21 protein-coding genes and 1 pseudogene are annotated in these 23169 nt (G+C 38.2%); 5 read left to right on the plus strand and 17 right to left on the minus strand.

Annotated elements, in window-relative coordinates; genetic code table 11:
* Nucleotides 1-46: 46 nt before the first annotated feature.
* The 9 genes and pseudogenes from CYP64_RS09045 to selA all read right to left on the minus strand — a co-directional run bounded on the left by CYP64_RS09045 (nt 47) and on the right by selA (nt 10836).
* On the minus strand, nt 47-568 hold the full coding sequence (locus CYP64_RS09045; protein ID WP_084041674.1) for an iron transporter: 522 nt from the start codon (nt 566-568) through the stop codon (nt 47-49).
* A gap of 20 nt (nt 569-588) precedes the next feature.
* Entirely contained in the window at nt 589-2529 is a 1941-nt protein-coding gene (locus CYP64_RS09050; protein ID WP_103649503.1) for an FTR1 family iron permease, read from the minus strand.
* A gap of 318 nt (nt 2530-2847) precedes the next feature.
* Nucleotides 2848-3408: a formate dehydrogenase FDH3 subunit beta gene (fdh3B, locus tag CYP64_RS09055; protein ID WP_103649504.1), complete on the minus strand. Its 561-nt coding sequence runs from the start codon at nt 3406-3408 to the stop codon at nt 2848-2850.
* 11 nt (nt 3409-3419) lie between these two features.
* Nucleotides 3420-6074 (minus strand): formate dehydrogenase subunit alpha, encoded by a 2655-nt coding sequence (locus CYP64_RS09060; protein WP_440130155.1) that lies wholly within the window; start codon nt 6072-6074, stop codon nt 3420-3422.
* Nucleotides 6075-6134: 60 nt separating this feature from the next.
* Nucleotides 6135-6395: pseudogene (locus CYP64_RS10390) on the minus strand (hypothetical protein); the annotation flags it as partial.
* An 11-nt stretch (nt 6396-6406) separates the two neighbouring features.
* Complete coding sequence (locus tag CYP64_RS09070; protein ID WP_087579573.1) at nt 6407-6613, minus strand: twin-arginine translocation signal domain-containing protein; 207 nt, start codon at nt 6611-6613, stop codon at nt 6407-6409.
* A gap of 286 nt (nt 6614-6899) precedes the next feature.
* Nucleotides 6900-7640 (minus strand): thioredoxin domain-containing protein, encoded by a 741-nt coding sequence (locus CYP64_RS09075; RefSeq protein WP_103580015.1) that lies wholly within the window; start codon nt 7638-7640, stop codon nt 6900-6902.
* A gap of 53 nt (nt 7641-7693) precedes the next feature.
* Entirely contained in the window at nt 7694-9514 is a 1821-nt protein-coding gene (gene selB, locus CYP64_RS09080; protein WP_103649507.1) for a selenocysteine-specific translation elongation factor, read from the minus strand.
* On the minus strand, nt 9511-10836 hold the full coding sequence (selA, locus tag CYP64_RS09085) for an L-seryl-tRNA(Sec) selenium transferase (protein WP_103649508.1): 1326 nt from the start codon (nt 10834-10836) through the stop codon (nt 9511-9513). The genes selB and selA overlap by 4 nt, the downstream gene beginning before the upstream one ends.
* A gap of 154 nt (nt 10837-10990) precedes the next feature.
* Here selA and CYP64_RS09090 point away from each other — a divergent pair, with 154 nt between their 5' ends.
* The 4 genes from CYP64_RS09090 (at nt 10991) to CYP64_RS10400 (ending at nt 13794) form a co-directional block, all read left to right on the plus strand.
* Nucleotides 10991-12664, plus strand: coding sequence for a 4Fe-4S binding protein (locus CYP64_RS09090; RefSeq protein ID WP_103649509.1), 1674 nt, complete (start codon nt 10991-10993; stop codon nt 12662-12664).
* Nucleotides 12657-13370, plus strand: a complete 714-nt coding sequence (locus CYP64_RS09095; RefSeq protein ID WP_103649510.1) for a TorD/DmsD family molecular chaperone — start codon at nt 12657-12659, stop codon at nt 13368-13370. Before CYP64_RS09090 ends, CYP64_RS09095 begins: the two co-directional genes overlap by 8 nt.
* Before the next feature lie 156 nt (nt 13371-13526).
* A complete protein-coding gene (locus CYP64_RS10395) occupies nt 13527-13655 on the plus strand; it encodes a DUF6803 family protein (protein WP_258032998.1) in 129 nt (42 codons plus the stop codon).
* A complete protein-coding gene (locus CYP64_RS10400; RefSeq protein ID WP_258032999.1) occupies nt 13630-13794 on the plus strand; it encodes a hypothetical protein in 165 nt (54 codons plus the stop codon). The genes CYP64_RS10395 and CYP64_RS10400 overlap by 26 nt, the downstream gene beginning before the upstream one ends.
* A 39-nt stretch (nt 13795-13833) precedes the next feature.
* Here CYP64_RS10400 and CYP64_RS09105 read toward each other — a convergent pair whose 3' ends face one another.
* The 6 genes from CYP64_RS09105 to gltX all read right to left on the minus strand — a co-directional run bounded on the left by CYP64_RS09105 (nt 13834) and on the right by gltX (nt 18636).
* Nucleotides 13834-14514 carry an MqnA/MqnD/SBP family protein gene (locus CYP64_RS09105; RefSeq protein WP_103649511.1) on the minus strand — a complete coding sequence of 227 codons (681 nt, stop codon included), beginning with the start codon at nt 14512-14514 and terminating at the stop codon, nt 13834-13836.
* Nucleotides 14511-14783 carry a barstar family protein gene (locus CYP64_RS09110; protein WP_103649512.1) on the minus strand — a complete coding sequence of 91 codons (273 nt, stop codon included), beginning with the start codon at nt 14781-14783 and terminating at the stop codon, nt 14511-14513. The genes CYP64_RS09105 and CYP64_RS09110 overlap by 4 nt, the downstream gene beginning before the upstream one ends.
* Nucleotides 14780-15286 carry a ribonuclease domain-containing protein gene (locus CYP64_RS09115; protein ID WP_103649513.1) on the minus strand — a complete coding sequence of 169 codons (507 nt, stop codon included), beginning with the start codon at nt 15284-15286 and terminating at the stop codon, nt 14780-14782. The genes CYP64_RS09110 and CYP64_RS09115 overlap by 4 nt, the downstream gene beginning before the upstream one ends.
* 9 nt (nt 15287-15295) lie before the next feature.
* Nucleotides 15296-15922 carry a uracil phosphoribosyltransferase gene (gene upp / locus CYP64_RS09120; protein ID WP_004317747.1) on the minus strand — a complete coding sequence of 209 codons (627 nt, stop codon included), beginning with the start codon at nt 15920-15922 and terminating at the stop codon, nt 15296-15298.
* A gap of 84 nt (nt 15923-16006) precedes the next feature.
* Entirely contained in the window at nt 16007-17260 is a 1254-nt protein-coding gene (locus CYP64_RS09125; RefSeq protein ID WP_054196129.1) for a malic enzyme-like NAD(P)-binding protein, read from the minus strand.
* Complete coding sequence (gene gltX / locus CYP64_RS09130) at nt 17257-18636, minus strand: glutamate--tRNA ligase (protein WP_103649601.1); 1380 nt, start codon at nt 18634-18636, stop codon at nt 17257-17259. Before gltX ends, CYP64_RS09125 begins: the two co-directional genes overlap by 4 nt.
* A 70-nt stretch (nt 18637-18706) precedes the next feature.
* On the opposite strand from gltX, the gene CYP64_RS09135 reads away from it, so the two are divergent.
* Nucleotides 18707-19537, plus strand: coding sequence for a peptidylprolyl isomerase (locus tag CYP64_RS09135; RefSeq protein WP_021091056.1), 831 nt, complete (start codon nt 18707-18709; stop codon nt 19535-19537).
* Nucleotides 19538-19629: 92 nt separating this feature from the next.
* On the opposite strand, the gene CYP64_RS09140 is transcribed toward CYP64_RS09135, so the two are convergent.
* Entirely contained in the window at nt 19630-21726 is a 2097-nt protein-coding gene (locus CYP64_RS09140) for a TonB-dependent receptor (protein WP_103649514.1), read from the minus strand.
* A gap of 288 nt (nt 21727-22014) precedes the next feature.
* Nucleotides 22015-23073, minus strand: a complete 1059-nt coding sequence (gene yedE / locus CYP64_RS09145; RefSeq protein WP_103649515.1) for a YedE family putative selenium transporter — start codon at nt 23071-23073, stop codon at nt 22015-22017.
* Nucleotides 23074-23169: the final 96 nt, after the last annotated feature.

Genomic DNA, 23169 nt, shown 5'->3' on the forward strand with positions numbered 1-23169 from the left:
AAACCCTGTGAGAATTTTTTAAAAGGGGCGAGAACGCCCCTGGTGATTATTTAACAGGACCACCTGTCCATTGAAATTTATAAGTTGTTGTGAAAGGCTCAAACCATTTACCAACACCGCTCTCTTTGTCAGCGTGACGACCAAAACCTTGTTTTTCTGGATTATCAATGTGGAATTTAAGCTCATAGTTGCCTACGCCTGTATCCATTTTTACGTTAGCACCATAGTGTGGGCCATCGCTTGCAACCATTGGCATAAAGGTACCTTTTTTAACTTTGCCGTTATCAAGGTTTTTTAGCTCGTAGTTAATCTTTAGGTATGGGATCCACTCACCTTCGCCAAAGCCGTTTTTATTACCAGCAATAGCGTGTATGTCAGCTTCTAGGTGAAAATCAGCTAGGCTTGGAGCTAGGTCAATACCCTTTGGTTCCATGTCGATTGGTTGCAAATAAACTGCAGCTATCTCCATACCATTAGCCTCTACAGGCTCGCCGATTGGGTGCTCTCCAGCAAGTGCAAAACCAGCTGCTAGGCTAAGTGCTAGAGCTGAACTAAGAATTTTATTCATATTCTCTCCTTTAAATAAGATTAATTTTTATTTTGTTTTGATTTCATGATAACGATGCCTATAACTAGGGCAAGCACCATAATGATTTGAGGCACTAAGCTCTCGTAATATGGCTGAAGTCCTAGCCAGTCTCTCATCCAGTCAGGGAAGCTAAGTCCATTTATGATAGTTGGGATGAAAATTTTGCCCTCAACTAGTTCGCCAACACCCTTGCCAACAAAGACGATCGACATATAAAAGATAATAGCTGACGTAAATATAAAAAATGGTTTAATAGGAATTTTAACAGCAAAAATTTTAAATAAGAAATAGACTATTAAAAGAACGACAAGTCCTATCACAAAGCCAGCTGCAATCATTGAGTAGCCAGCTGAGTCTTTTGCGTCAAAGATAAGTGCTTGATAAAATAGCACTGTCTCAGCGCCCTCTCTAAATACCGCTAAAAATACAGTCCACCAAAGCGCTGTACTTGAGCCGCTTGAGATAGACTCAGATACATGTGATTTGATGTAGTCATTCCATTTTTTAGCGCCAGCATTTGAAAGAAGCCAAAAACCAACGTAAAATAGAAGCCCCACTGCAACAAGCATTGTGATGCCTTCCATAAGCTCTCTTTTTTGACCTGCTGCCTCGCCAAAGATGACGTTCATGATCCACGCCATGACAAAGCTTAAGATGACAGCCACGCCAACTGAGCTATATACGACCTTACCCATAGCTTTTGCATTGCCAGTTTTTACAAGGTATGCAACGACGGCTGCAACGATGATAAGAGCTTCAAAGCCCTCTCTTAAGATTATAGTTAGCGCCCAGATAAATAGCGTCCAAGGTGAGCTTGAACCGCTAGTTTTTTCAAGTGCGGCTGCTAGCTGAGATGACATCTTGCTTGCGCTTTCTTGAAGAGTTTTTTCGTCTACACCTGATTTCATAAGGGCTACAAGATTGCCAAATGTAGCTTCAATAGCTGTTTTTAAATTTACATCTATTGCGCCTACTTTATTCTCCATACCGCTACCTTCAAACTCATCAAAGTAGATGTCTTGGATATCGCCCATAGCTTTTTTTACATCACCATTTTTATAAAGTGTGATAGCAGCTTGAATTTTGTCGTTTATGTTTTGAACGACTTTGGTATAATCTGCACCACTATCTTCTTCAGAAGCTGCTTCTACGTCGCTCATATCAACTTTTGCAAGTTTTGCAGTATCAGCTGGTAGTTTTGAGATTGCCTCATATGCTAGCTTTTTGATCTCATCTAGCTTAGTTTTAAAATCATCTTTACTTATACCATTTGTGATGCCGCTGATCGCTTCGCCCATCTTTCTTTGGATATCAGCATCTATGCTTTTACCATTTTCTATATGCTGGCGAATAGCGATTTCAAGTTGAGTATTTCTGTAATCTGTAAATTTAGCATCTTGAATAGCACTTTTGGCGTCATCTTGCTTATCGCTCTCATAGCTTGCTATTGCTTTATCTAGATCAGCTGATAAATTTGCAAATGTCACTTTCCACTCAGGGATAAATTTAGAAGTATCATAATCAGTTGTAGCAGCTTGAGCTGGGCTATCTGAATACTCACCAACTAGTCTATGTCCTTTTAAGATAACTGGTAGAACTTCAGCGATTTCGCTATTTATCTGGTCTATTCTTTTTTGCACATCATCTGGTGCTTCGCCAGCTTTTATCGCCTTTCTGATCTCGCCAAACTGCTTCTCCATAGAGTAAGCTTTTTTCTGACCTAAATTTATTCTAATGCCGGCTTCAACATCTTCAAATAAACCAAAATAAGCGTTTTGAGTATCGCTAACTGCTTGCTCGACATTGCCAGCTCTGTACTCTGTTATTACTTTTTGTAATGACTCTTTTATCTGAGCTGCAACTTGTGCGTAGTCATCATTTTTTGCCACTAGCCAGATAGGCAGTAGCATGATAAGCATAAATTTAAAAAATTTATTCATTGGTTAAACCACCTGTGAGATTATTTTAAAGCGCAATATTATCAAAGCTTTACTTTGATTAAAATAAAAACGATTATCATAAAGTAATATAAAATGAAAGTATAAATAATATTTTTTACAATCTAATAATCAACTTTACGTAAATTTAGGGCTTTAGAAGATTACTCTAAAATTTCAATTTAGAGATAAAATAGTTATATATTTTTGATAATTTTAATAGATAAGAAAAATTATTGATGAAATTTTAGATTATAAAAATCATAAAAATAATTTAAATTTTATAAATTTAAAAGGAGAGCAAGCGCCCTCCTTAGTGTGTTATACGTTTAGTCCTGTATTTCTTAGCATAACGCGTTTGCGATATACATTTGAAACCTCAGCAGCGTCGCCAACTAAAAGCGCATTTGTAGAACAGATAGCCGCACACATAGGCACTTTGCCCTCAGCCATTCTGTTTTGACCGTAAAGCTCTCTCTCCTCGAGTGAGTTTGTAGGCTCTGGGCCACCTGCACACATAGTGCATTTATCCATTACACCTTTTACACCAAATGCCCCGTCTTTAGGGAACTGTGGCGCACCAAATGGACAAGCATATAGGCAGTATCCACAGCCTATGCACTTGTGTTTATCGTGAAGCACGATACCATCGGCTCTTATGTAAAAGCAATCCACCGGGCAGACTTGCTCACAAGGTGCATCGGTGCAGTGCTGGCACGCAATAGTAGTTGAGACCTCTTTACCCTCGATACCATCATGAAGTGTGATCACTTTTCTTCTATAAATTCCCACTGGAAGCTCGTGAGCAGAAGAGCAGGCGACTTGACATCCATAGCAGCTGATACATCTGTTAGTATCTACAAAAAATTTCATTCTTGCCATCTTATCTCTCCTTACTCTTTACCTAAGGCGTCTCTCTCGCCATACTCGTGATAAAACGATGTTTTAAAGGTGTTTTCTTCAGCTTTTTCTATGCGGCAAAGACCTGCGTTAAATTCTGAAATTTGAGTAACTGGGTCAAATCCGTAGTTAGTAACTGTGTTAAAGCTCTCGCCGATAACATAAGGCTTAGTGCCCTCTGGGTAACGAGCTGAGAGATCGACACCTTGCATAACGCCAGCGAAGTTATAAGGCATACAAATTCTATCTGGAGTTACCATGTAGCTGTGGTAGCACCTTACTTTGATCTTTGTGCCTTGTGGACTGTGGATCCACATCATATCGCGATCTTTTATGCCGTATTTTAAAGCAAGCTCAGGGTGAACATTAGCAAACATCTCAGGCGTGATAGCTGAGAGGTATTTACTTGTTCTTTCTATCATTCCCGCACCACTTAAATTTACGACACGTTGAGTACTAAACACGATAGGGAATTCTTTCGACCAATCTTTTGCTTGTTGCTCTGACTTAAATCTTGTAGAAACACGGAAATTTCTAGCTTGATCATCAAATGTCGGATACTTTTGAACAAGATCCCAACGTGGTGAGTGGATAGGCTCTCTATGTTTTGGGATAGGGTCAAGAAATTCCCAAACGATAGCTCTAGCCCTTGCGTTACCATACGGCACTACGCCTTTTTCACGGCATTTTTCAAAGATAATACCACTATAATCCATGCTCCAGCTTGGTCCCATCTTAGCTTTCTCTTCTTCAGTTAGAGTTATGCCTAAGACTTTTTCTATATTCTCTTTTGTGATTTGTGGGTAGCCACCTTTTATAGCTGAGCCAACAAGTGTACTCTCTTCGCTAGCTAGCTGACTAACGCCGTTATGCTCTAGTCCAAAGCGGTTTCTAAAGCCAGAGCCACCCTCTGCGTAAGGCTTGCTCATATCATAAAGTATCGGTGTACCAGGGTGTTTATCATCCCATGCTGGCCATGGCTTGCCGTAGTACTCGCCTTTTACCTCACCACCAAGACCTATTAGCGTATCTGGGTCAAATTTATCCCAGTTTGCTTGGTGACGTCTAAACATCTCAGCAGTTCTGCCGCCATAACCGATAGAATTTCCAACCCTTGCTATCTCATTTGTCGCATCATCTGGCCATACAAAATCATCTTTTACTTGTTTTAGCTCTCTATTTACGACAGCCATCTTCATGCCTTTTACATACTCATCATAAAAGCCAAATTTCTTAGCAAATGCAAACATTACTTCATGATCGCCCTTGCTTTCATAAAGTGGATCAACGACTTTTGTTCTCCACTGACCTGAGCGGTTTGTAGCGTTTAAGTGACCTTCATTTTCAAAGGCAGTTGCCACCGGCAAGATATAAACGCCATCTTTTCTATCTGAAAGGATAGAAATTTCATTTACAAATGGCTCAGCTACGACGATCATATCTAGTTTTGAAGCTGCTTCTTGAATTTTAGCTAGGTGCGCCATAGATGTAAGACCAGTTCCTTGAACCCAAAGAACTCTTAATGCACCACTACTAAAGGTATTTTCCTCTTTTAAGACGCCTTGCCACCATTTTGAAAGTGACCAGCCTTTTTCATTTCTCCAGTTTCTATCCTCTGGATTTTTAGGATCGTGGTAATAATACTCTTCAAAAACAGTGTTTTTAACTGGTGTGCCGCCTTGTTTTGGCTCTTTTGTTGAGACTGCAAAGCGTTTTACAAACTCATCATAATCAACACCCCAGCCTTGGCAGTAGTACTTCCAAGCCGCATCAGTTAGTCCATAATACATCGGCAAGCTGTCTGAGAGGTTACACATGTCAGTTGAACCTTGAACGTTGTCGTGACCACGGATGATGTTACAGCCGCCGCCTGGTTTGCCCATGTTGCCTAGGATTAGTTGAAGTATAGGTAAAATTCTAGTATTTGAGCTACCAACTGAGTGCTGAGTGATACCAAGTGCCCAGATCACTGTGCCTGGCTTTGTATGAGCTAGTATATTTGCAGCTTCCATTAACTTATCAACTGGCACGCCTGTAACGTCAGATGTGACCTCTGGTGTCCAGTGCTCAGCCTCTTTTGCTATCTCGTCGATACCGTAAGTTCTATTTTTTATAAACTCTTTATCTTCCCAGCCATTTTTTAAGATGATGTGGATAAGTCCATAAACAAGCGCTATATCAGTACCTGATCTTTGTCTTAGATATAGATCAGCGTGAGCGGCTGATTTTGTAAAATTTGGATCAGCTACAATTACTTTTGCATTGTTTCTATCTTTTGCTTGTAAAGTGTGCTTCATGCCACCAACTGGGTTTGCCACAGCTGGGTTTGCTCCAATGATAAATATACATTTTGAGTTTGCAGCCATATCTCCAAAGTGGTTTGTCATCGCGCCATAACCCCAAGTATTCGCCACACCGGCGACTGTTGCGCTATGTCAAATTCTTGCTACGTGGTCGTTGCTGTTTGTGCCCCAAAACGCAGCAAATTTTCTAAAGTAATATGCTTGCTCGTTGTTAAATTTCGCAGATCCAAGGAATATAACGCTATCAGGACCGTCTTCTTTGCGGATCTGAAGCATCTTATCACCGATCTCATTTACGGCTTGATCCCATGAAATTCTTTGCCATTTACCATCAACTTTTTTCATAGGATACTTGATGCGTTGTTTGCTATGTGTAAGATCGATCTGATCGATACCCTTTGAACAGTGTGAGCCCTGAGATATTGGGTGGTACATCGCCATATCTTGGCGGATCCAAACACCATCTTTTACCTCAGCCTCGATACCACAGCCTGCTGAACAAATAGAACAAATAGTCCTAACCTTTTTTGAGCCAGAAAAAGGATCTTTTATCTCTTCCGCACTCGCCTCTCTTATCGTATCATTTTTTCCAAAAGCCATTGTGGTGCCAGCACCAAGTGCGGCTAGCTTTAAAAATGAACGTCTCCCTATACGTGCATCACTCATGGTTTTCTCCCTTAATAAGCGATTTTATAGTAGGTTTCCCAATTTTTGCTTTTTTTATAAAGCACCTCTTTTTTGTTAGACTTACCTACGACGACGCCATTGCCATCAGGAGCTAAGTCATCACTAGTTGTTTTTGCTATTGCAGAAACTGCGAGTATTCCGCCAGCAGTACCAACTTTTAGAGATTTCTTTAAAAAATCTCTTCTTGATCCTTGCATTTTTTCTCCTTGCCTCTCAAATCTTAAAAATTTGAGAAATTTGGTTCCATAATATGTAAAATTTGCATATTTAGAGATACTAAAATATTGCAAATAGTCTATTTCAGGGCTTTTAGAGCCTAGAATTAAACTATGTAAATTTAGCATATTTATAAAATAATAAAAGTAAATATATAATATTAATTATATTTGTTAAGTATTTATTAAAAATATAGTTAAATGTATTTTAAAATTTAAGAATTTTTATTAAAAGAAGAAATTCTAGGGAGAGCTTCCCTAGAAAAGATTATTTTAGATCACTTTTGTTTATGATAAATGGCACTGATCTAACGCCAGCTGAGAAATATTTTTTACGTAAAGTATCTATCTTGTCGCTCTCTTCTTTGCTAACATTTTTTTCATCCACGTTATAATCTTCAGAAAAATACTTTCTTAAAATTTTAACCTTATCGCTATCACTTTTTGCATTTTTTATATCTTTATAGATCAAAGCACTTTTTTGCAAAGATGATAGTTCATGCACTGGAGTTAGGATGATTTCAACGTTATTGTCTTTTAATGTCGTTTCAATCTTTGCTAGCTCGGCTCTACAATATGGGCATTCAGGATCTGAAAACATGATAAGAGTTGGCTTTTTGCTATCATTGCCAAGAGTTATAACATTTGCCTTGTCTTCATTTTTATAAATTTTAGCTAGTGATTTTACTAAATCAAGTGCTGCTTTTTCTGCGATTACCTTTTTTTCTTCAGCCAAATAAGACTTTTGCTCCTTTAAATTTACAACATCAGGAAACATAAGATCGCCCTTAACAAAAGTCACATCTTCTTGAGACATATCTCCTTTGCTAAATTTTAAGCTTACTTTTTCTATATCATCTAAAATTTTAGTGCGTTCTACGACTTTTACATTAACACCATCGATATTTTGATTTTTAAAAACTTCTGAGTAAAAATCTTCTATTTGCTTATCGCTTGCTGCCATTAGGCTAGTTGCCGCTATTATTGAGGCTAAAACCACTTTTTTCATTTTTTTCCTTTTTAAAAATTTGGCGGATTATATTTACTTTTTGTAAATGAATACTAACCACGAAAGACTCTATCATTTCCTTGCTTCATTATGTCACTCTCAAGGTCAAGTTGCTCAAGATAAGCGATTACATATTTTCTGCTTAAATTTAGTGCATCCTTGGCGTTTGTGACATTTACAAAGCTTTGATTTTTGATGATCTCTCTTAGCTTATCAAGTGCCATTTTTAGCGAATTTCTAGTGATAAAAAGATTATGCTCCAGCCTTACAACTCTACCCATTGCAGTTAGTTTTTTAAGGGCATTATCGCCACTTAGCCTATCTATTTCCAGCTCATCATATATATTATAAGGTGCCGTTGGAGCTAGCTTTCCGCTTTCTAAAATTTCATAAATTTTCTCTTCAAGCCTTACTTTTAGTTTGCTTATATCAACGCCCTTTTTTGTATAGACGCCATCATTTTTAGAGATTAAGTTTATACTTTCAAGCTCATCAAGTGCTTTTTGAGCCAAACTAACGCTAGCCCAAGTAAGCTTTAAGCTTATACTCTGAGCTGAAAAAACAGCAAATTCATTTTTCTCTATCATAAATTTAACCACAGATTTTATCCGCTCAACCGCGCTTAGATCGTAGATATTTAAAGCCTTTTCATCAACAAAGACGTTTGAGACTTTTTTGGCCACATTTACGGCCTCTTCGTGACTCAAACCAAATCTTTGATAAGAAGAGATGATGCCAAAGCCATTTTTGTGGGCTTCTTTAAGTATAGAAAATGCCCCAATGAAATCATGCTTTAAAAGTGCAGCCAAAAAGAGAATTTTGCCAGCTTTTTTTAGTGGCTCAAGCACAGGATTTAGCACTCTACCACCGCCTATCACGCGTGCATCTGAGATAAGCACAAAGGTCTCGTCAAATTTTAAAAACATATCGCTTTGAAATTTAAATGTTACAAAGTAGCTATCATCTTTTTGGCTTAGTATTAGCACCTTTGCGGGCACGTTTTTAGCGCCCACACAAAATGTCACGCTTTGTGAATGTATCAAATTCTTAGCAGTTACGACCGCATCAACCTCTCTAAATCCCCTAAAATAGCCTTTTTTACTAAGTAACTGCCCTTTTTTTAACTCATTAAGCTCAATTCCTGTCAAATTTAGCGCCACGCGGCTGCTAACTCCTACGCTATCAACGAATTTATCGTGGCTTTGCACACTTCTTACTAGCACCTCTTTGCCAGCATCGTAGTTAAAAAGCTTCTCGTTTTTACTAACGCTTCCCTCTATAACGGTGCCAGTTACGACATTTCCGATACCTTTTAGGCTAAAAACCCTATCAATGTAGTATCTAAAAACGCCGTCTTCATCGCGTTTTTTAGCTCTTAGCGTAAAGAGGTAGTTTCTAAGTTCATCGATGCTTGCCTTATCCTTTATACTAACGGCAAAAATTTCTAAAATTTGCAGGTTTTTAAATTTAGAAATTTCATCTCTTATCTCTTTTTTTCTTAAATTTATAGTCGCTTCATCTACGAGGTCACACTTAGTAAGTGCCACGATTATAGATTTCACGCCAAGTAGATTTAAAATTTCAAGGTGCTCCAAGCTTTGAGGCATAAGGCCGTCATTTGCCGCCACCACAAACAAGCACGCATCAAAGCCATACGCGCCACTTATCATCGTTTTTATGAGATTTTCATGCCCTGGCACGTCGATAAACGCGATATTTTCGCTATTTTTGCTTAAATTTGAAAAGCTTAGATCGATCGTTATGCCACGCTTTTTCTCCTCTTCAAGATTGTCCCCCTCAAAGCCATTTAGCTCCTTTATAAGCGCGGTTTTTCCGTGGTCGATATGCCCTGCTGTTCCTATTATTAAACTCATTTTTCTTCCGTTTCATTTATTATTTTTATTAGTTCATTTACATCTTCATCTAAAAGTGTTCTTAAATCAAGCAAAAATTTATCATTTTCTATGCGGCCGATCACCTTTTTTTGCCTAAATTTTTGCTCATTTAAAACTGCATCTCCGCTAACTGCCAAAGCCATACTTGGAATTTTTTTATTTGGCATCGCACCGCCTCCTACAAAGGTTTGTGTGCGTACTATTTCAAGCGGAGTTTTTAGGCTTTTATTTATAAATTTTGCCAAGCTCTCAAGCTCTTTTACACTTTTATGAAGCAGTTTTTGCGTTGTGATTAGCTCAAATTCTTTGTTTAGATAGGCTTTCATGCTCTCAGCCAAAAGCGAGATGATCACTTTATCTACGCGAAGCATCCTTAAAAGCTGGTTTTTCCTAAGCTTTGCGATGAGCTCTTTTTTGCCGACAATGATGCCACACTGCACCGCACCAAGCAGCTTATCGCCACTAAAACTAACTAGCGAAACATCTTTTAAATTTTTTAGATCTGGCTCATTTTTGTCAAGATTAAACGGCAAATTTCCGTAAAATCCGCTGCCAAGATCAAAATAATCTATCAAATTTTGCTCACTCGCCAATTTACTTAGTTCATTTGCCGTAACCTCTTCGCTAAAGCCCACGATATCAAAATTTGAGCGATGAACCTTTACAAGCATCGCCGTATTTTCACTAATTGCCTCTTCGTAGTCTTTTAGCTTAGTTTTGTTTGTCGTGCCAACCTCTTTCAAAAAGCAGCCCGCATTTGCCATAACTTCTGGCACTCTAAAACTACCGCCGATCTCGACTAGTTCGCCTCTGCTAACGACGACTTCTCTGCCTTTTGCAAAGGTATTTAGCACTAAAAATACAGCACTTGCGTTATTATTTACAACGATAGCATCTTCAAAACCAAATGCTCTTGCGATCATCTCACCGATATAGTCATATCTGTTGCCGCGACTGCCTGTTTTTAGGTTGTATTCAAGGTTTGAATACCCTGTGATTACCGGAGTTGCACGGCTTAGAATTTCTTTATCGATAACACTTCTAGCAAGATTTGTATGTATGGTCACACCGGTTAAATTTAGCACTCTTTGAAGGCTTGATTCATTAAATTTATGATATTCGTTTAGGATTAAATCTATTATTTCTTGCAACGCAAAGTTTGCATTTTCATTTAAAATTTTAGCTCTAACTTCATTTAAAATTTGCCTCGCAAGCAATGTGACTAAATTTATATCAAATCCTGAAAAAGCTTCGTTTTTTATGATTTTATCAACTTGTGGGATATCTCTTAAATCGCTCAATTCGTGCTCCTAGTAAGTTAGTTTTACCAAGCCGTGATTTTAACATAAAAAATATTATAAATTAAACCTTAGAGCAAAAAGGAACATATAAAATTCAGAGTTCATTAATCCCATTAATATTAAAATAAGCCTGTTTTTGATAATAGGAGAAATTATGAAAGAATTTGGCTTTTATAACGATTTTGACGATACTTTAATGCTAAATGAACAGATAGAAATAAATAATGAAAAGGAAGAATATTTAGTTTCTAACTCGCCAAAGCTTAAAGCAAACATTACCGCACCTGAGATAAATTTTTATCTAAAAAATACAACTGCAAGCGTCTTAGAAAAAGCTAAAAATACACTTTTGCTTTATGAAGCAAGAGCAACTGTATTTGACATGGCAAAGGATGTTGATTACGAAAAAGAAGTCGGCAAAAATGTCGTAATAGTAAGCAACTCAGGCCGTGAGGAGCTAGCAAATTTATTAAAAGAAAATGGCTATAAAGTCATTGAATTAACGCATTTTGAAGTGAAATTTATTTATGGTGCAGCTGGCGAACTTAGTGTTTTGATACTTAGAGCAAATGACGAATTTGAGGTCGATTGTGACTTTTTCTTGGTTGAAAATGCAAGGGATTATATGCTAAAACAAAGCGGCTGTTACGAAATAGCTGGGCTAGAAGATGAAGCTGTGCTTAAAATTTTAAATGAAAAAACTCCAAAATTTAAGTACAAAAGCCTAACTCAATACGACTCTTCGATCTGCCAATACCATGAGCGACGAAATGAAATTTGTGGACGCTGTGTCGATGTTTGTCCAACTGTAGCCATTTTAAAAGAAGACGAGACAAAGCATCTTGTTTTCTCACAAATCGATTGTGTAAATTGTGGCAACTGCATTAGCGTCTGCCCTAGCGGATCTCTTGACTCTACACTTATGCCACAAAATTCTTTTGCTACTATTGCCAAACTTTACAAAGGCAAAACTCCGCTAATAATCTCTAATGAAACAAATTTAGATGAGCTAAATATAAGCCTACCTGAAAATATCTTGCCTTTTTTCATATCAGCACCGCATATGTTAAATCAAGCGCATCTTCTTACATTGCTTCAAGAAAGTGGTGCGAGTGTGATTTTATTTAGCAAAACTCTTAGCAAAGGCGAAAAAGACGCCATTAGCATCTTAAATCAAATTTATGAGCTTAAATTTAAAGAGACGGCGATCTATCACGCTAAAGATAAAAATGAGCTTGAAGATGCGCTCAAAAAAGCAAAATTTATAGCTGACTCACAACACACGATAAACGAATATGCCTTGCCAAAAAGAGAAATTTTTGCAAAAAGGCTTGAGTTTTTAGTAGGCAGCGAAGATCTTGGCGTGGTAAAAAGCGGTGAGATGATAAGATACGGTGATATCAAGATAAACACTGATAGCTGTACACTTTGTCTAAGTTGCGTTGGTGCTTGTAACGTAAGTGCGCTAGTGGCTGATAAAAAGACAAATTCGATTTTATTTAATCCAAGCGTCTGTACAGCTTGCGGATACTGCGAACTAAGCTGTGCTGAAAAAGATACCATAAGCCTTGAGATTGGAAAAATTTCTCTTAAGCCTGAGTTTTTTACATATAATGAACTGGCAAGAGATGAGCTTTTTGCCTGTGTTGAGTGCGGAAAAGAGTTTGCAACTAAAAAAGCAGTCGAAAAGATCGCAACTATAATGCAACCAAGATTTGGCAACGATAGGGTCAAGATAAAAGCGCTTTACTGCTGTGCTGACTGTAAGGCCAAACTAATGGTTCAAGCCCAAATAAACGCGATGAAAGAGGATTTATTAAATGGATAAAAACATCATAAAAGCAAGATCATATTTTTACGAATTTCTAGCATACCCTATGTTTTTTTACACAAATGATGAAAAATTTTCAAGGTGGAAAGAGCAGCTAAAATACTTAAGTGCAAATCCTTTGAGCGAGGATAGTGATGCTGCGTTTAAAAATTTAGATAAATTTAGCTTTGAAGAATTTTCAAAAGAACAAAATGACGTTCTTTTTGGCTTTACAAATATCCCCTTAAGTGCCTCATTTTATGAAGAGGGCAGAGATAACGGAGCAGCTAGGCTTAGGGTTATTGAATGTTTAAAACTAAGCCCATATAGACGTGATAGCGAGCTTTGCAAAGATAGCGAGGACTACGTTGGATTTATATTTTTAGCGATGGCTACATTTTTAAAAGATGAGTTTAATGATGCAAAAAATATTAGCAATAAGCTATTTTCTGAAACTTTAAATTTATTTGTAGATGAGTTTTCTCAGCTACTTTCAGCTCACAAAGAGGCAAATTTCTTTCGCTCGTATGCGATCATCTTAAAAGACTTCATCGAGCTTGAAAGAGCGGTCTTAAACGTAGAAGCACCAGCTAAACCAAAAGGCGATAGTGTCGCTATGGCAGCTCTTAAAAAAGAGCCATTTCAAAGCAAGATGCCAACATTTAAAACAAAGCTTCATTGGGAGGAATTTTCTCCAGTCATCTCACACGAGTTTAAAGACTAGCTTAAATTTACTCTTAGCCAAGCTAGGAGTAAATTTATATCTTCTTAAATTTTGCATCTATTTTTGGTGTTTTTGACTATCTTGGCCATCTATGTGTAAATTTTTTATCTTATCGGCGTCATCCCACTTCTTGGCATCGCCCTTTTAGAGCTAAATTTGATCTATAAAAATGCAAACGAAAAAACAAAGCCAAAACTTCACTTTTGCCTGCTCATCTTCTTCTTGATCGTCGGACACGTCGCTATGATATTTGGCATGGTTGATCCTATCCATAACAGGCTATAAGGCTGAAAACGGCGCGATGGATATGCAGATAAATATGCCAATGAACATGCCAGCAGATATGCCGATGCATGATCACCACAAGATGATGATGCAAAATATGAGCGATGATAACTCAACTAATATGCATATGCATCACTAAATTTAAAAGTTTCTTGGAAGTTGCTAAGCAGCTTTAGATTTAATTCTTTTTTGCTGCTTTTAATAGTCTATTTTCTTTAAAAAATTTTCGGAGTGATTTTTGCTCTTTTGGACCTATTTTGTAGCTTATAAATTTCAAATACCACTTGATATTTTGCTCGCTTATGTCGCGGCTTTTAGCGTACTGTGCTAAGATATAGTTTGGGATCTTTACATTTTTTTGTAAAAATTTTGCAACCAGCTTTTTGTAAAACGAGCCATTTTTTACGTAAGAAAATCTACCAAAAACAAATGGCAAATTTGTCTTTTCGTGCCAAATTTGACCAAGGTCGTAAAAGCACTCTTTGCCCTCGCTTAAGTATGTCTTTAGCGCCCTGTCGCCTATGATCACCTCGCCATTTAGCTTAAGCACCTTGGCTAGAGCGTTTGAGCTGGCTGAGGCAGGATCTGGCTTTGGGGCTGAGTTTTTGCGCACAAGCACGCTTTTTACATCTTTTTTGGCGACTATTCCAAAATTTAGCTTCTTTAAATTTGCCTTTTTGCTTGCTATGCTTGAGATCACCGCAGCGTCGATCTTTCTGGCGTTTAGAGCTCTGTTTAGCTTGCTTGGCACGCCCTTTTTAAACTCGATAGCCTTTTTTATCTGAGAGCTTAGTGGGGCTGATTTTAAAAAAACGTGAAATGGGAGTAAATTTAGATAATCAATCTTTCCAAATATCATTTTTCATCTTTTACAAGCTCAAATTTAACTAGCTCGTTTTCATTGCAAACATCGCGAAATAGCCGAGTCAAGCTCTCTTTTGCACTATCATCCAAAAATTTTTCATTTTTTAGCCTTATAAGCGTTGGCTCATTTATCTCGCAAAGGCAGTCAAAGAGCGCGTCTAAATTTTTGCCGTAGTACTCTGGCAGGTCAAATTTCTTAGCAAAATACTCATGCATCTTCTCTTTTTCAGCCATCTTTTTGGCATCTAAGATCACGCTTTTCATTGCATCCTCTTCTCATAAAGCAGGTAAAAATGCTCGTAGTGATCGGGCGTGTAGTAGATAAGCCCGTCGTTTGAGTATAAAATTCTCTCAGCACCGCGCCTGCCACCATTATAATTCACATCGCACTCAAACCACTTTCTACCATCAGTATCTGGCAGCCTCTTTTCTCTGTTTGAAAATCTATCCCCGCCGATGCTTTTGCCACCGCTTATCTGCCATAAATTTCTGCTTTTTGCATCCCAGCCAAGATCAAGTGCCTCTTTTTTAGTTATGAAATTCTTTGGTAGCTTGTTAAATTTATAGATATAAAGAGCGACCTCATCTTTTGAGGTGTATGAGCCATTTTCTGCAAGGCTCTGGCTTTTTTGTCCCTCTTTGTTTAGCTGCTCAAGTAAAATTTGAGCGTTTTTATTTGCCTCACTACCATTATTTGAGAAAAAGAAAGTGCCAACAATTACGGCTATTACAAAGGCGACTAAGGCTGGCAAAAGTCTTTTGTTCAAATTTAGCCCCTAAAGCGTGTTAAAAACTCTATCGCCAGCGTCACCAAGACCTGGAACGATGTAGTTTTTCTCGTTTAGTTTCTCATCAATCGATGCCGTATAGACCTCAACATCTGGGTAAATTTCACTAAATCTCTTTAGCCCCTCAGGTGCAGCAATGATAGAGATAAATTTGATCTCTTTAACGCCCTTTTCACGCAAGAATTTGACCGCATCTATCGCCGTGCCACCAGTTGCAAACATAGGGTCAATTATGATCGCCATGCGCTCTTTTGCATCTTTTGGAAGCTTTGCGTAGAAAAACTCAGCCTGCGCCGTCTCTTCGTTTCGCTGAAAGCCCAAAAAGCCCACACTCGCATCTGGGATAATGGTAAAAACGCTATCAAGCATACCAAGTGCAGCCCTTAAAATAGGACATATCATCACTTTTGTAGTAAGCCTTTTTGCATCTGCCACCGCAACTGGGGTTTGGACTTTTACATCTTTTACCTTTAAATTTCTAGTCGCCTCAAAGATCATAAGATAACTGATCTCATCAACTAGCATACGAAACTGAAAAGGTTGGGTATTTTTATCACGTAGAATGGTTAATTTATGCTCGATCAGTGGGTGCGAGATGAGTTTAACGTTTTGCATTTTTTATCCTTAAATTTACTGTTTTTACAGGGTTTATCTTTACAAAATGCCAAAAAGAGTTTAGCCCAAAATTTGGGCTAAATTTTAAAATCCTTTTGCAAGCTTGGCTTTGTAAGCCTCAACATCAAAATCTTTTACTCTCGCCACGCCATCTTCAACTGCAGCTTTTGCAACTGCTGGAGCGACTGCTGTTAATACGCGCTTGTCAAATGGTTTTGGGATGATATACTCTTTGCCAAATTTTAGCTCGCTAACGCCACTTGCTTTTAAAACTTCAGCTGGTACTGGCTCTTTTGCAAGCTGTGCAAGCGCTCTAGCCGCAGCCATTTTCATATTTTCAGTGATCTTTTTAGCTCTAACGTCAAGCGCACCTCTAAAGATGAATGGAAAGCCTAAAACGTTATTTACTTGGTTAGGATAGTCGCTTCTGCCTGTACCCATCATAACGTCGCTTCTTACAGCCTCAACATCCTCTGGATAAATTTCAGGCACTGGGTTTGCCAAAGCAAAGATGATAGGCTCTTTATTCATTGAAGCAACCATCTCTTTTGTAAGAACACCAGGCTTAGAAAGACCTAAAAACATATCAGCACCCCTCATCGCATCAGCTAGAGTTCTATCCTCAGTTTCAAGCGCGAACTCTACCTTTTCAGGTGTTAGGTCTGTTCTTTTTGAATGAATTACGCCTTTGCTATCTATCATAACGATGTGTTTTGCACCAAGCGCTTTATACATCTTCGCGCATGCAATGCCAGCTGCGCCTGCGCCGCTAACTACGATTTTTATCTTAGATATATCTTTGCCAGAAATTTCCATCGCATTTATCATGCCAGCACTTGTTATCATCGCTGTGCCGTGCTGATCGTCATGCATGACTGGGATATCGACTGCTTCTTGAAGCTTTCTCTCGATCTCAAAGCACTTTGGAGCACGGATATCTTCTAAATTTATACCGCCAAATGTCGGAGCAAGAGCCTTGCAAATCTCAACGATCTTATCTGGATCGTGCTCATCTAGCTCGATGTCAAAGGCATCAACGTTTGCAAATTTTTTAAATAGAACTGATTTGCCCTCCATAACTGGCTTGCCAGCGATAGCGCCGATGTCGCCAAGTCCAAGAACAGCCGTGCCGTCAGTGATAACGGCTACTAGATTTGCTTTATTCGTATATTTATAAGCTAGTTCATTGTCAGCTTCTATCTCTTTGCAAGGCTCTGCAACACCTGGTGTATAGGCCATTGAAAGGTCTCTTGACGTCTCGCAAGGCGTCTTTACCTTTATCTCGATCTTACCACCTATGTGGTAGTTTAGTGCTTCTTCTTTAGTTACATGTGTCATTTTTCTTCCTTTAATAAATTTTGTATTCTATTTTTCGTCTCGCTACTGCCCACTACTTCAAGTACTTCAAAGATGCTTGGGCTCACGCTTGAGCCAGTTAGCGCTATTCTTAGAGCCTGAGCTAGGTCTTTTAGCTTTAAGCCATTTTGCTCTAAAAATTTATTAGTTAGCTCCTCGTAGCCCTTTGCGTCAAGGTCACGGTCTAAAATTTGAGCAAATTTCGCCAAAATTTCTTTGCTATTTTCATTTATAAATTTAGCCCATGCTTTCTCATCGTAGCTTTTTGGAGCGCTAATGATCGCGTTTGCGCTATTTGCCATTTCGATTAGTGTCTTTGATCTCTCACGGAGCGAATTTAGCAGTAGCTCGCCCTTTACCAAAGCCTTAAAATCAACGCCAAACTCGAGCATATCATGTGCTAATCTCTCGTAAGGCAGGGTCTTAATGTAGTGAGAATTTAGCCAGTCAAGCTTTTGAGCATTATAAGTGCTTGAGCTTTTGTTGATATCGTTTGGATTAAAGTATTTAAGCATATCCTCAATAGTAAAAATCTCATCATCACCGTGGCTCCAGCCAAGACGAACGAGAAAATTTAAGAGTGCTTCAGGCAAATAGCCCATCTTTTTATACTCCATAACGTCAGTTGCGCCGTGTCTTTTGCTAAGCTTTTTGCCATCCTCGCCGTTTATCATAGCGACGTGATAAAATTTTGGTACCTTAAAGCCAAGTGCTTCGTAAAGAACGATCTGTTTTGGGGTATTTGAGAGGTGATCATCGCCGCGGATGACATCTGTTACACCCATTAGTGCGTCATCTATCACAACTGTGAAGTTATATGTTGGCGTGCCGTCACTTCTAGCGATGATGAAGTCGTCTAAGATATCTTCAACCTTAAATTTAACCTCGCCCTTTATGCCATCATGTATGACGATCTCGCCACTAAGTGGGGCTTTGATACGGATGACTGGCTCGATGCCAGCTGGAGGCGTGCCAGTAAAATCTCTATATCTGTTGTCATATTTTGGGCGCTCTTTTCTTGCCTCTTGGCTAGCTCTAAGCTCTTCAAGCTCGTCCTTGCTCATGTAGCATTTATATGCCTTGCCTTCTTCAAGAAGCTTTTTTACATACTCTTTGTAAAGATCAAACCTCTTTGACTGATATGTTACTTCGCCATCGTGATCTAGCTTGCACCAAGCAAATGCCTCTTTTATGGCTTGCGTGGCTTCTTCTGAGTTTCGTTTTAAGTCAGTATCTTCGATGCGAAGTAAAAATTTTCCATTATTAGCTCTTGCATATAAATAATTATAAAGGGCTGTCCTAAGTCCGCCTATATGTAGGTATCCAGTAGGCGACGGAGCAAATCTAGTAACTATCATTTTGTGCCTTATTTTTATGTTATAATTGCCCAAAATTATATTTACTAAATACTTAAATAAAGGTTTTATTATGAAAAAATTGCTCTTTTTGGCTGCTGGCATGCTAAGTGCTTTAAATTTATATTCGGCTCAGATGATAAACGGTATCGCAGCTATTGTAGAGAACGAACCAATCACGCTTTATGAAGTTTATAGCTTGAAAGAACAGCTAAGAGCTAGCGAACAAGATGCTTTAAATTTACTCATAAGAGATAGGCTCGAAGATGCTCAGATAAAAAATTTAAACATTAGTGTAACGCCATTTGAGCTAAACGATAGAATCGAATCGATCGCAAAGCAAAATGGCATGACAAATTCGCAGTTTAGAAGCTCTATCCAAGCTCAAGGCATGGACTTTTTGGAGTTTAAAAACAACATAGAAAAAAAGATGCTTCAAGAAAAGCTTTATAAAAGCATCTTGGCTGAAGCTGGTAAAAATGTAAATGAGCAAAAAGCAAAGATGTATTTTGATGCTAATCCTGATAAATTTAAGGTCTTTAGCACCGCTAGAGTCGTAGTTTATAGAGCAAAAGATCCTGAGCTACTTGAGGCTCAAAAGACAAGTCCGAAGCTACTAGACGGCGTGCAAACACAAGAGGTTAGTTTGGACTATCAAAGCATAGATCCAAGGCTTGCTGCGATCATCTCAAGCACAAATAACGGTGACTACACACAGCCTTTGCAAGGGCCTGACAGCTTTGATATGTTTTTAGTAAAAGAGAAGATCGGCTCATACACACCAAGCTTTGCAGACGTTAAGGATAATGTTATAAATGAGCTTTATCAAGGTGAGCAAGAAAAACTTATGGCTGATTATTTTGATAAACTCCGCGCAAAAGCAAAGATTCAAATTTTAAGATAACTTCAAATTTAGCCATCTTTGGTGGTTAAATTTCTCCAAATTTCACATGACAAAAATTTACACCGCCAAAGAGAAGGCGGTGTAAATTTTAGTTAAAAAGTGTAGTGCATATTTAGCATAAACGATCTCTCGTCGCCCGGTCTTGAATCAGAACGCCAGTATTTTTTATTTAAGATATTATTTATCGCTAGTGTTATTTGAGCGTGTTCATTAAAGTTATATCCAGCACTTGCATCAAGCCTTACAAAGCCGGGCAAGTGTTGATCGGTTACGCTTGTTTTAGTTACTTGGTAACTATATCTTTTAGAGTACCCGGTTACGCCACTTTCGACATACCATTTGTCGTTTTTAGCATATCTTAAAAAAACATTGCCCTGCCAGTTGGTTGTATCTTTTAAATTAAGTCTTTCGTTTAATGGATTTGATTTGTCGCTTGCGATAATAGCTCTCATATATCCAAGCGAACTTCTTAGATATAAATTTTCATAAATTTGACCCAATATATTTAGCTCTATACCACGGCTTCGCTCTTTACCACGCTGTGCCCAAGTGAATGGATCATTTGTAGGATCTGGTCTATATCTTATATTATTATGCTCGATCTGAAATATAGCTAGGTTTGAGCTAAATTTATTATCAGCCCATGTGCTTTTTAAGCCGATTTCATATTGCTCGTTATTTTGTGGTTTTAGATCAAGCATTGTTGTATCGCCTATACTTATACCTATATTTCCACGGCCACCGTATGGGGCAAAGCTCTTTGAGTATGAAGCATATGCGGTATGCTCTGGTAAAAAGTCCCACAGCAAGCCAACTCTTGGGCTAAAAGAATCCCCCTTATAGCTATTTGTTTTACCCTTTATATCTCTTGTTGTAAACTTATAAAAGTCAAACCTACCACCAAGAAGCAGCCTATATTTATCATCTAAGCTTATTAGATCTTCTAAAAATACTCCATTATTTATAGCTTTGTGCTTGTTGTCGGTCGTAAGCGGCATGTAGCCCACACTACCCCAACTCGATCTTGATGCGTATGGATTTATGGTTACATTTTTTGCTTTGTCATACCAAAGCCTTGGATGGCGAGTTTCTACGCTGTTGTCATATCCAAAAGTAAGATTATGCTTAAATCTTGTAAATTCAAGCTCTTTTGTAAGCGTTATGGCATTTGATAGCGTGTTATTATCAGTTTGTTGTTTAGCATAGTTTTGCTTTAGTCTATTTCCAGGCATGATGGTACCACTAAAATAATGATCAAAATTTTGACTAGCTTTTCTGTATCCAAAAACCCATTTTAAATTTAGCTCTTTTGCCAGCTCGGCATTTAGCTCAGTGCGGAAAAAGTGAAGTTTGTCTTCTGTAAAGTCACCATCGTGAGAAAATCCCTTTGTATAGTCGATACCAAGTTTGTCATAGACACTTTTTGTCGGCATTCTATCAGGTACACGCCAAGCATTATCATATGTGTATTGCGCCTCAAAGCTTACCGTTCCGCCATCATTTGTCACGATAATGCTTGGACTTACCATAAAATTTTTATATTTTACGCCCTCTCTCCATGACTTTCCACGTTCCATATCAGTCGTTAATCTTGCAGCTAATTGATTATTTACTACGTGATTTATATCGATACCACCACCATATCTACTCCAGCTGCCAACTCTTCCTGAGAGCTTATAAACAGGCATAAAGTTTGCCTTCTTACTAACTAGGTTTACAACTGCGCCGCCGTCACTTCTTCCATATAAGATCGAAGCTGGTCCTTTTAAAATTTCAACTCTCTCAACATTTGCTGTACTGCGTCTTATCTGGCCAGAATCTCTAACACCATCTCTATATATATCGCCACCATCAACACTAAAGCCTCTTATCTTGATGCTCTCGCCTCTCATATCATAGCCTGCATCAATACCAGCATTTCCTTCTAGAATACTTGAAAGATCGTTTGTACCGTAGTTTCTGTTCTTTTGTATATCTATATTTTCGATAGTTTGTGGCGTCTCTTTGTTGCTGAGTCCATTTCTATTGATATCCGCACTATCATACGCGATATAACCTTTTAGGGTATTTTGCTCAGAGATACCTTCCACCTCGATAGTTGGTAAAATAACTGAATAATCACTGTTATTTGTATCTAAAGCCCACAGCGAGCTAAAGATCAGTGATGAAGCAAGTATGCTAAATTTCATAGAATTCCTTTAGATAAAATTAAAATCGATATTCTATATCAAAATAGTTTAAAATATTTACTTTATATTGATGTTTATTAATTTTTGCCAATCCATTGTTAAAATTTTAGTTCGATTTGAAATTATTATTTGCCATCTTAAAAAATGCATTACTATTGCCACTAAAAAATTTTAGATTAAGGCTAGTATTTTAATGATCACACACCCACGTGAGCTTTTTGGACTTTTTGATGAGGTGATGGATATAAAAAGTGAGTAAATTTGACTGCAAAGGCAGCCAAATTTATATTATGCTTTTTTAGTAAAAACTCCGACATAAATAGCATAGATAAAGCCGATCGCTACGGCATATGGAGCGTAAGGAGTGATTCCAGCTCCAGAGCTTGCAAGTATGAAGTTATGGCTTATCGCAGCGCCTGCTCCCATGCCTAAAACAAATACAGCCGAGCTTAAATTTCCAGCCCCCATTTGCACTAAATGTTTGCCTGGGCAGCCATAACTTAGACTAAAGCAAAGACCAGCCAAGCTCATGCCAAGGAAATTCCAAAGAACGTCATTGTGAGCGATAGGTTGAGCTTCAAAGCCAAATTTATATTGTCCAAGAGCTAAATTTGTGATACTTGCAAAAGCGATGATAGATACAATGCCATAAAACATTGAAAGATCGCGCTCAAAAACTTTGCTAATCGCTCCAACCGAGCAAAATTTACTTCTTTGCATAAAAATGCCAATAACAATGGCGCAAATAAGTGAGATAAAGATATTTGCGTGCTGTGAGCCTGGGCCTTTTTCTGAGCTAAATAATGCACCATTATCGCCAAGTTTTAAACCAAAGACAAGGGCTATTAAAAGCAAAATGGCAATGATTAATGGCAAAAATGCAACTGGTTTTGTTGTGGCATCATTTTCAGGTATGACGTAACCATTTTTCTTGAAAAATCGTCCAACAAAAACACCAGCAAATAGACCGACAAGACCAGCAATAGCAGTCATATCTCCTCCGCCAAGACGCAAAAACGCTCTCCATGGGCAGCCCAAAAAGATAAGGCAACCAATCATAGCAAACACGCCTAAGAAAAATCTAGAAAAAGCCGCACTGCCTGATACTGGAGTGAAATTTCTACTCCAAAGCATACTGGCTAGAAAGCCTCCGATGATAAGCCCTAAAATTTCAGGCCTTAGATACTGCACGACCTTGGCTTGGTGAAAGCCAAGAGCACCTACGCTATCCCTTAAAAAGCAAGCCGCACAAACGCCCATGTTTGCTGGGTTGCCAAAATAAACAAGCACTGGGCCAAGAATGCCAAGGCTTGCACCTGCGATGATGTAAAGCACTGTTTTATTCATGAATATTCCTGTGTATAGGGTAAAATCAAACTGATTTCTTAAATGGCATTTTAATAATCATTAAATAAAACAAAGATTAATTTTTTTAAGAGCAAA

The sequence above is a fragment of the Campylobacter concisus genome (assembly GCF_002913945.1).
GTDB classification, from domain to species: Bacteria; Campylobacterota; Campylobacteria; order Campylobacterales; family Campylobacteraceae; genus Campylobacter_A; species Campylobacter_A concisus_P.

Coding starts and splice junctions, on each gene's coding strand:
- CYP64_RS09090 (WP_103649509.1), top strand. CDS start 10,991: ATGAAAGAATTTGGCTTTTATAACGATTTTGACGATACTTTAATGCTA.
- CYP64_RS09075 (WP_103580015.1), bottom strand. CDS start 7,640: ATGAAAAAAGTGGTTTTAGCCTCAATAATAGCGGCAACTAGCCTAATG.
- gltX (WP_103649601.1), bottom strand. CDS start 18,636: ATGATAGTTACTAGATTTGCTCCGTCGCCTACTGGATACCTACATATA.
- CYP64_RS09050 (WP_103649503.1), bottom strand. CDS start 2,529: ATGAATAAATTTTTTAAATTTATGCTTATCATGCTACTGCCTATCTGG.
- CYP64_RS09070 (WP_087579573.1), bottom strand. CDS start 6,613: ATGCAAGGATCAAGAAGAGATTTTTTAAAGAAATCTCTAAAAGTTGGT.
- CYP64_RS09095 (WP_103649510.1), top strand. CDS start 12,657: ATGGATAAAAACATCATAAAAGCAAGATCATATTTTTACGAATTTCTA.
- CYP64_RS09140 (WP_103649514.1), bottom strand. CDS start 21,726: ATGAAATTTAGCATACTTGCTTCATCACTGATCTTTAGCTCGCTGTGG.
- yedE (WP_103649515.1), bottom strand. CDS start 23,073: ATGAATAAAACAGTGCTTTACATCATCGCAGGTGCAAGCCTTGGCATT.
- fdh3B (WP_103649504.1), bottom strand. CDS start 3,408: ATGGCAAGAATGAAATTTTTTGTAGATACTAACAGATGTATCAGCTGC.
- upp (WP_004317747.1), bottom strand. CDS start 15,922: ATGCAAAACGTTAAACTCATCTCGCACCCACTGATCGAGCATAAATTA.
- CYP64_RS09135 (WP_021091056.1), top strand. CDS start 18,707: ATGAAAAAATTGCTCTTTTTGGCTGCTGGCATGCTAAGTGCTTTAAAT.
- CYP64_RS09105 (WP_103649511.1), bottom strand. CDS start 14,514: ATGATATTTGGAAAGATTGATTATCTAAATTTACTCCCATTTCACGTT.
- CYP64_RS09045 (WP_084041674.1), bottom strand. CDS start 568: ATGAATAAAATTCTTAGTTCAGCTCTAGCACTTAGCCTAGCAGCTGGT.
- CYP64_RS09125 (WP_054196129.1), bottom strand. CDS start 17,260: ATGACACATGTAACTAAAGAAGAAGCACTAAACTACCACATAGGTGGT.
- CYP64_RS09110 (WP_103649512.1), bottom strand. CDS start 14,783: ATGAAAAGCGTGATCTTAGATGCCAAAAAGATGGCTGAAAAAGAGAAG.
- selB (WP_103649507.1), bottom strand. CDS start 9,514: ATGAGTTTAATAATAGGAACAGCAGGGCATATCGACCACGGAAAAACC.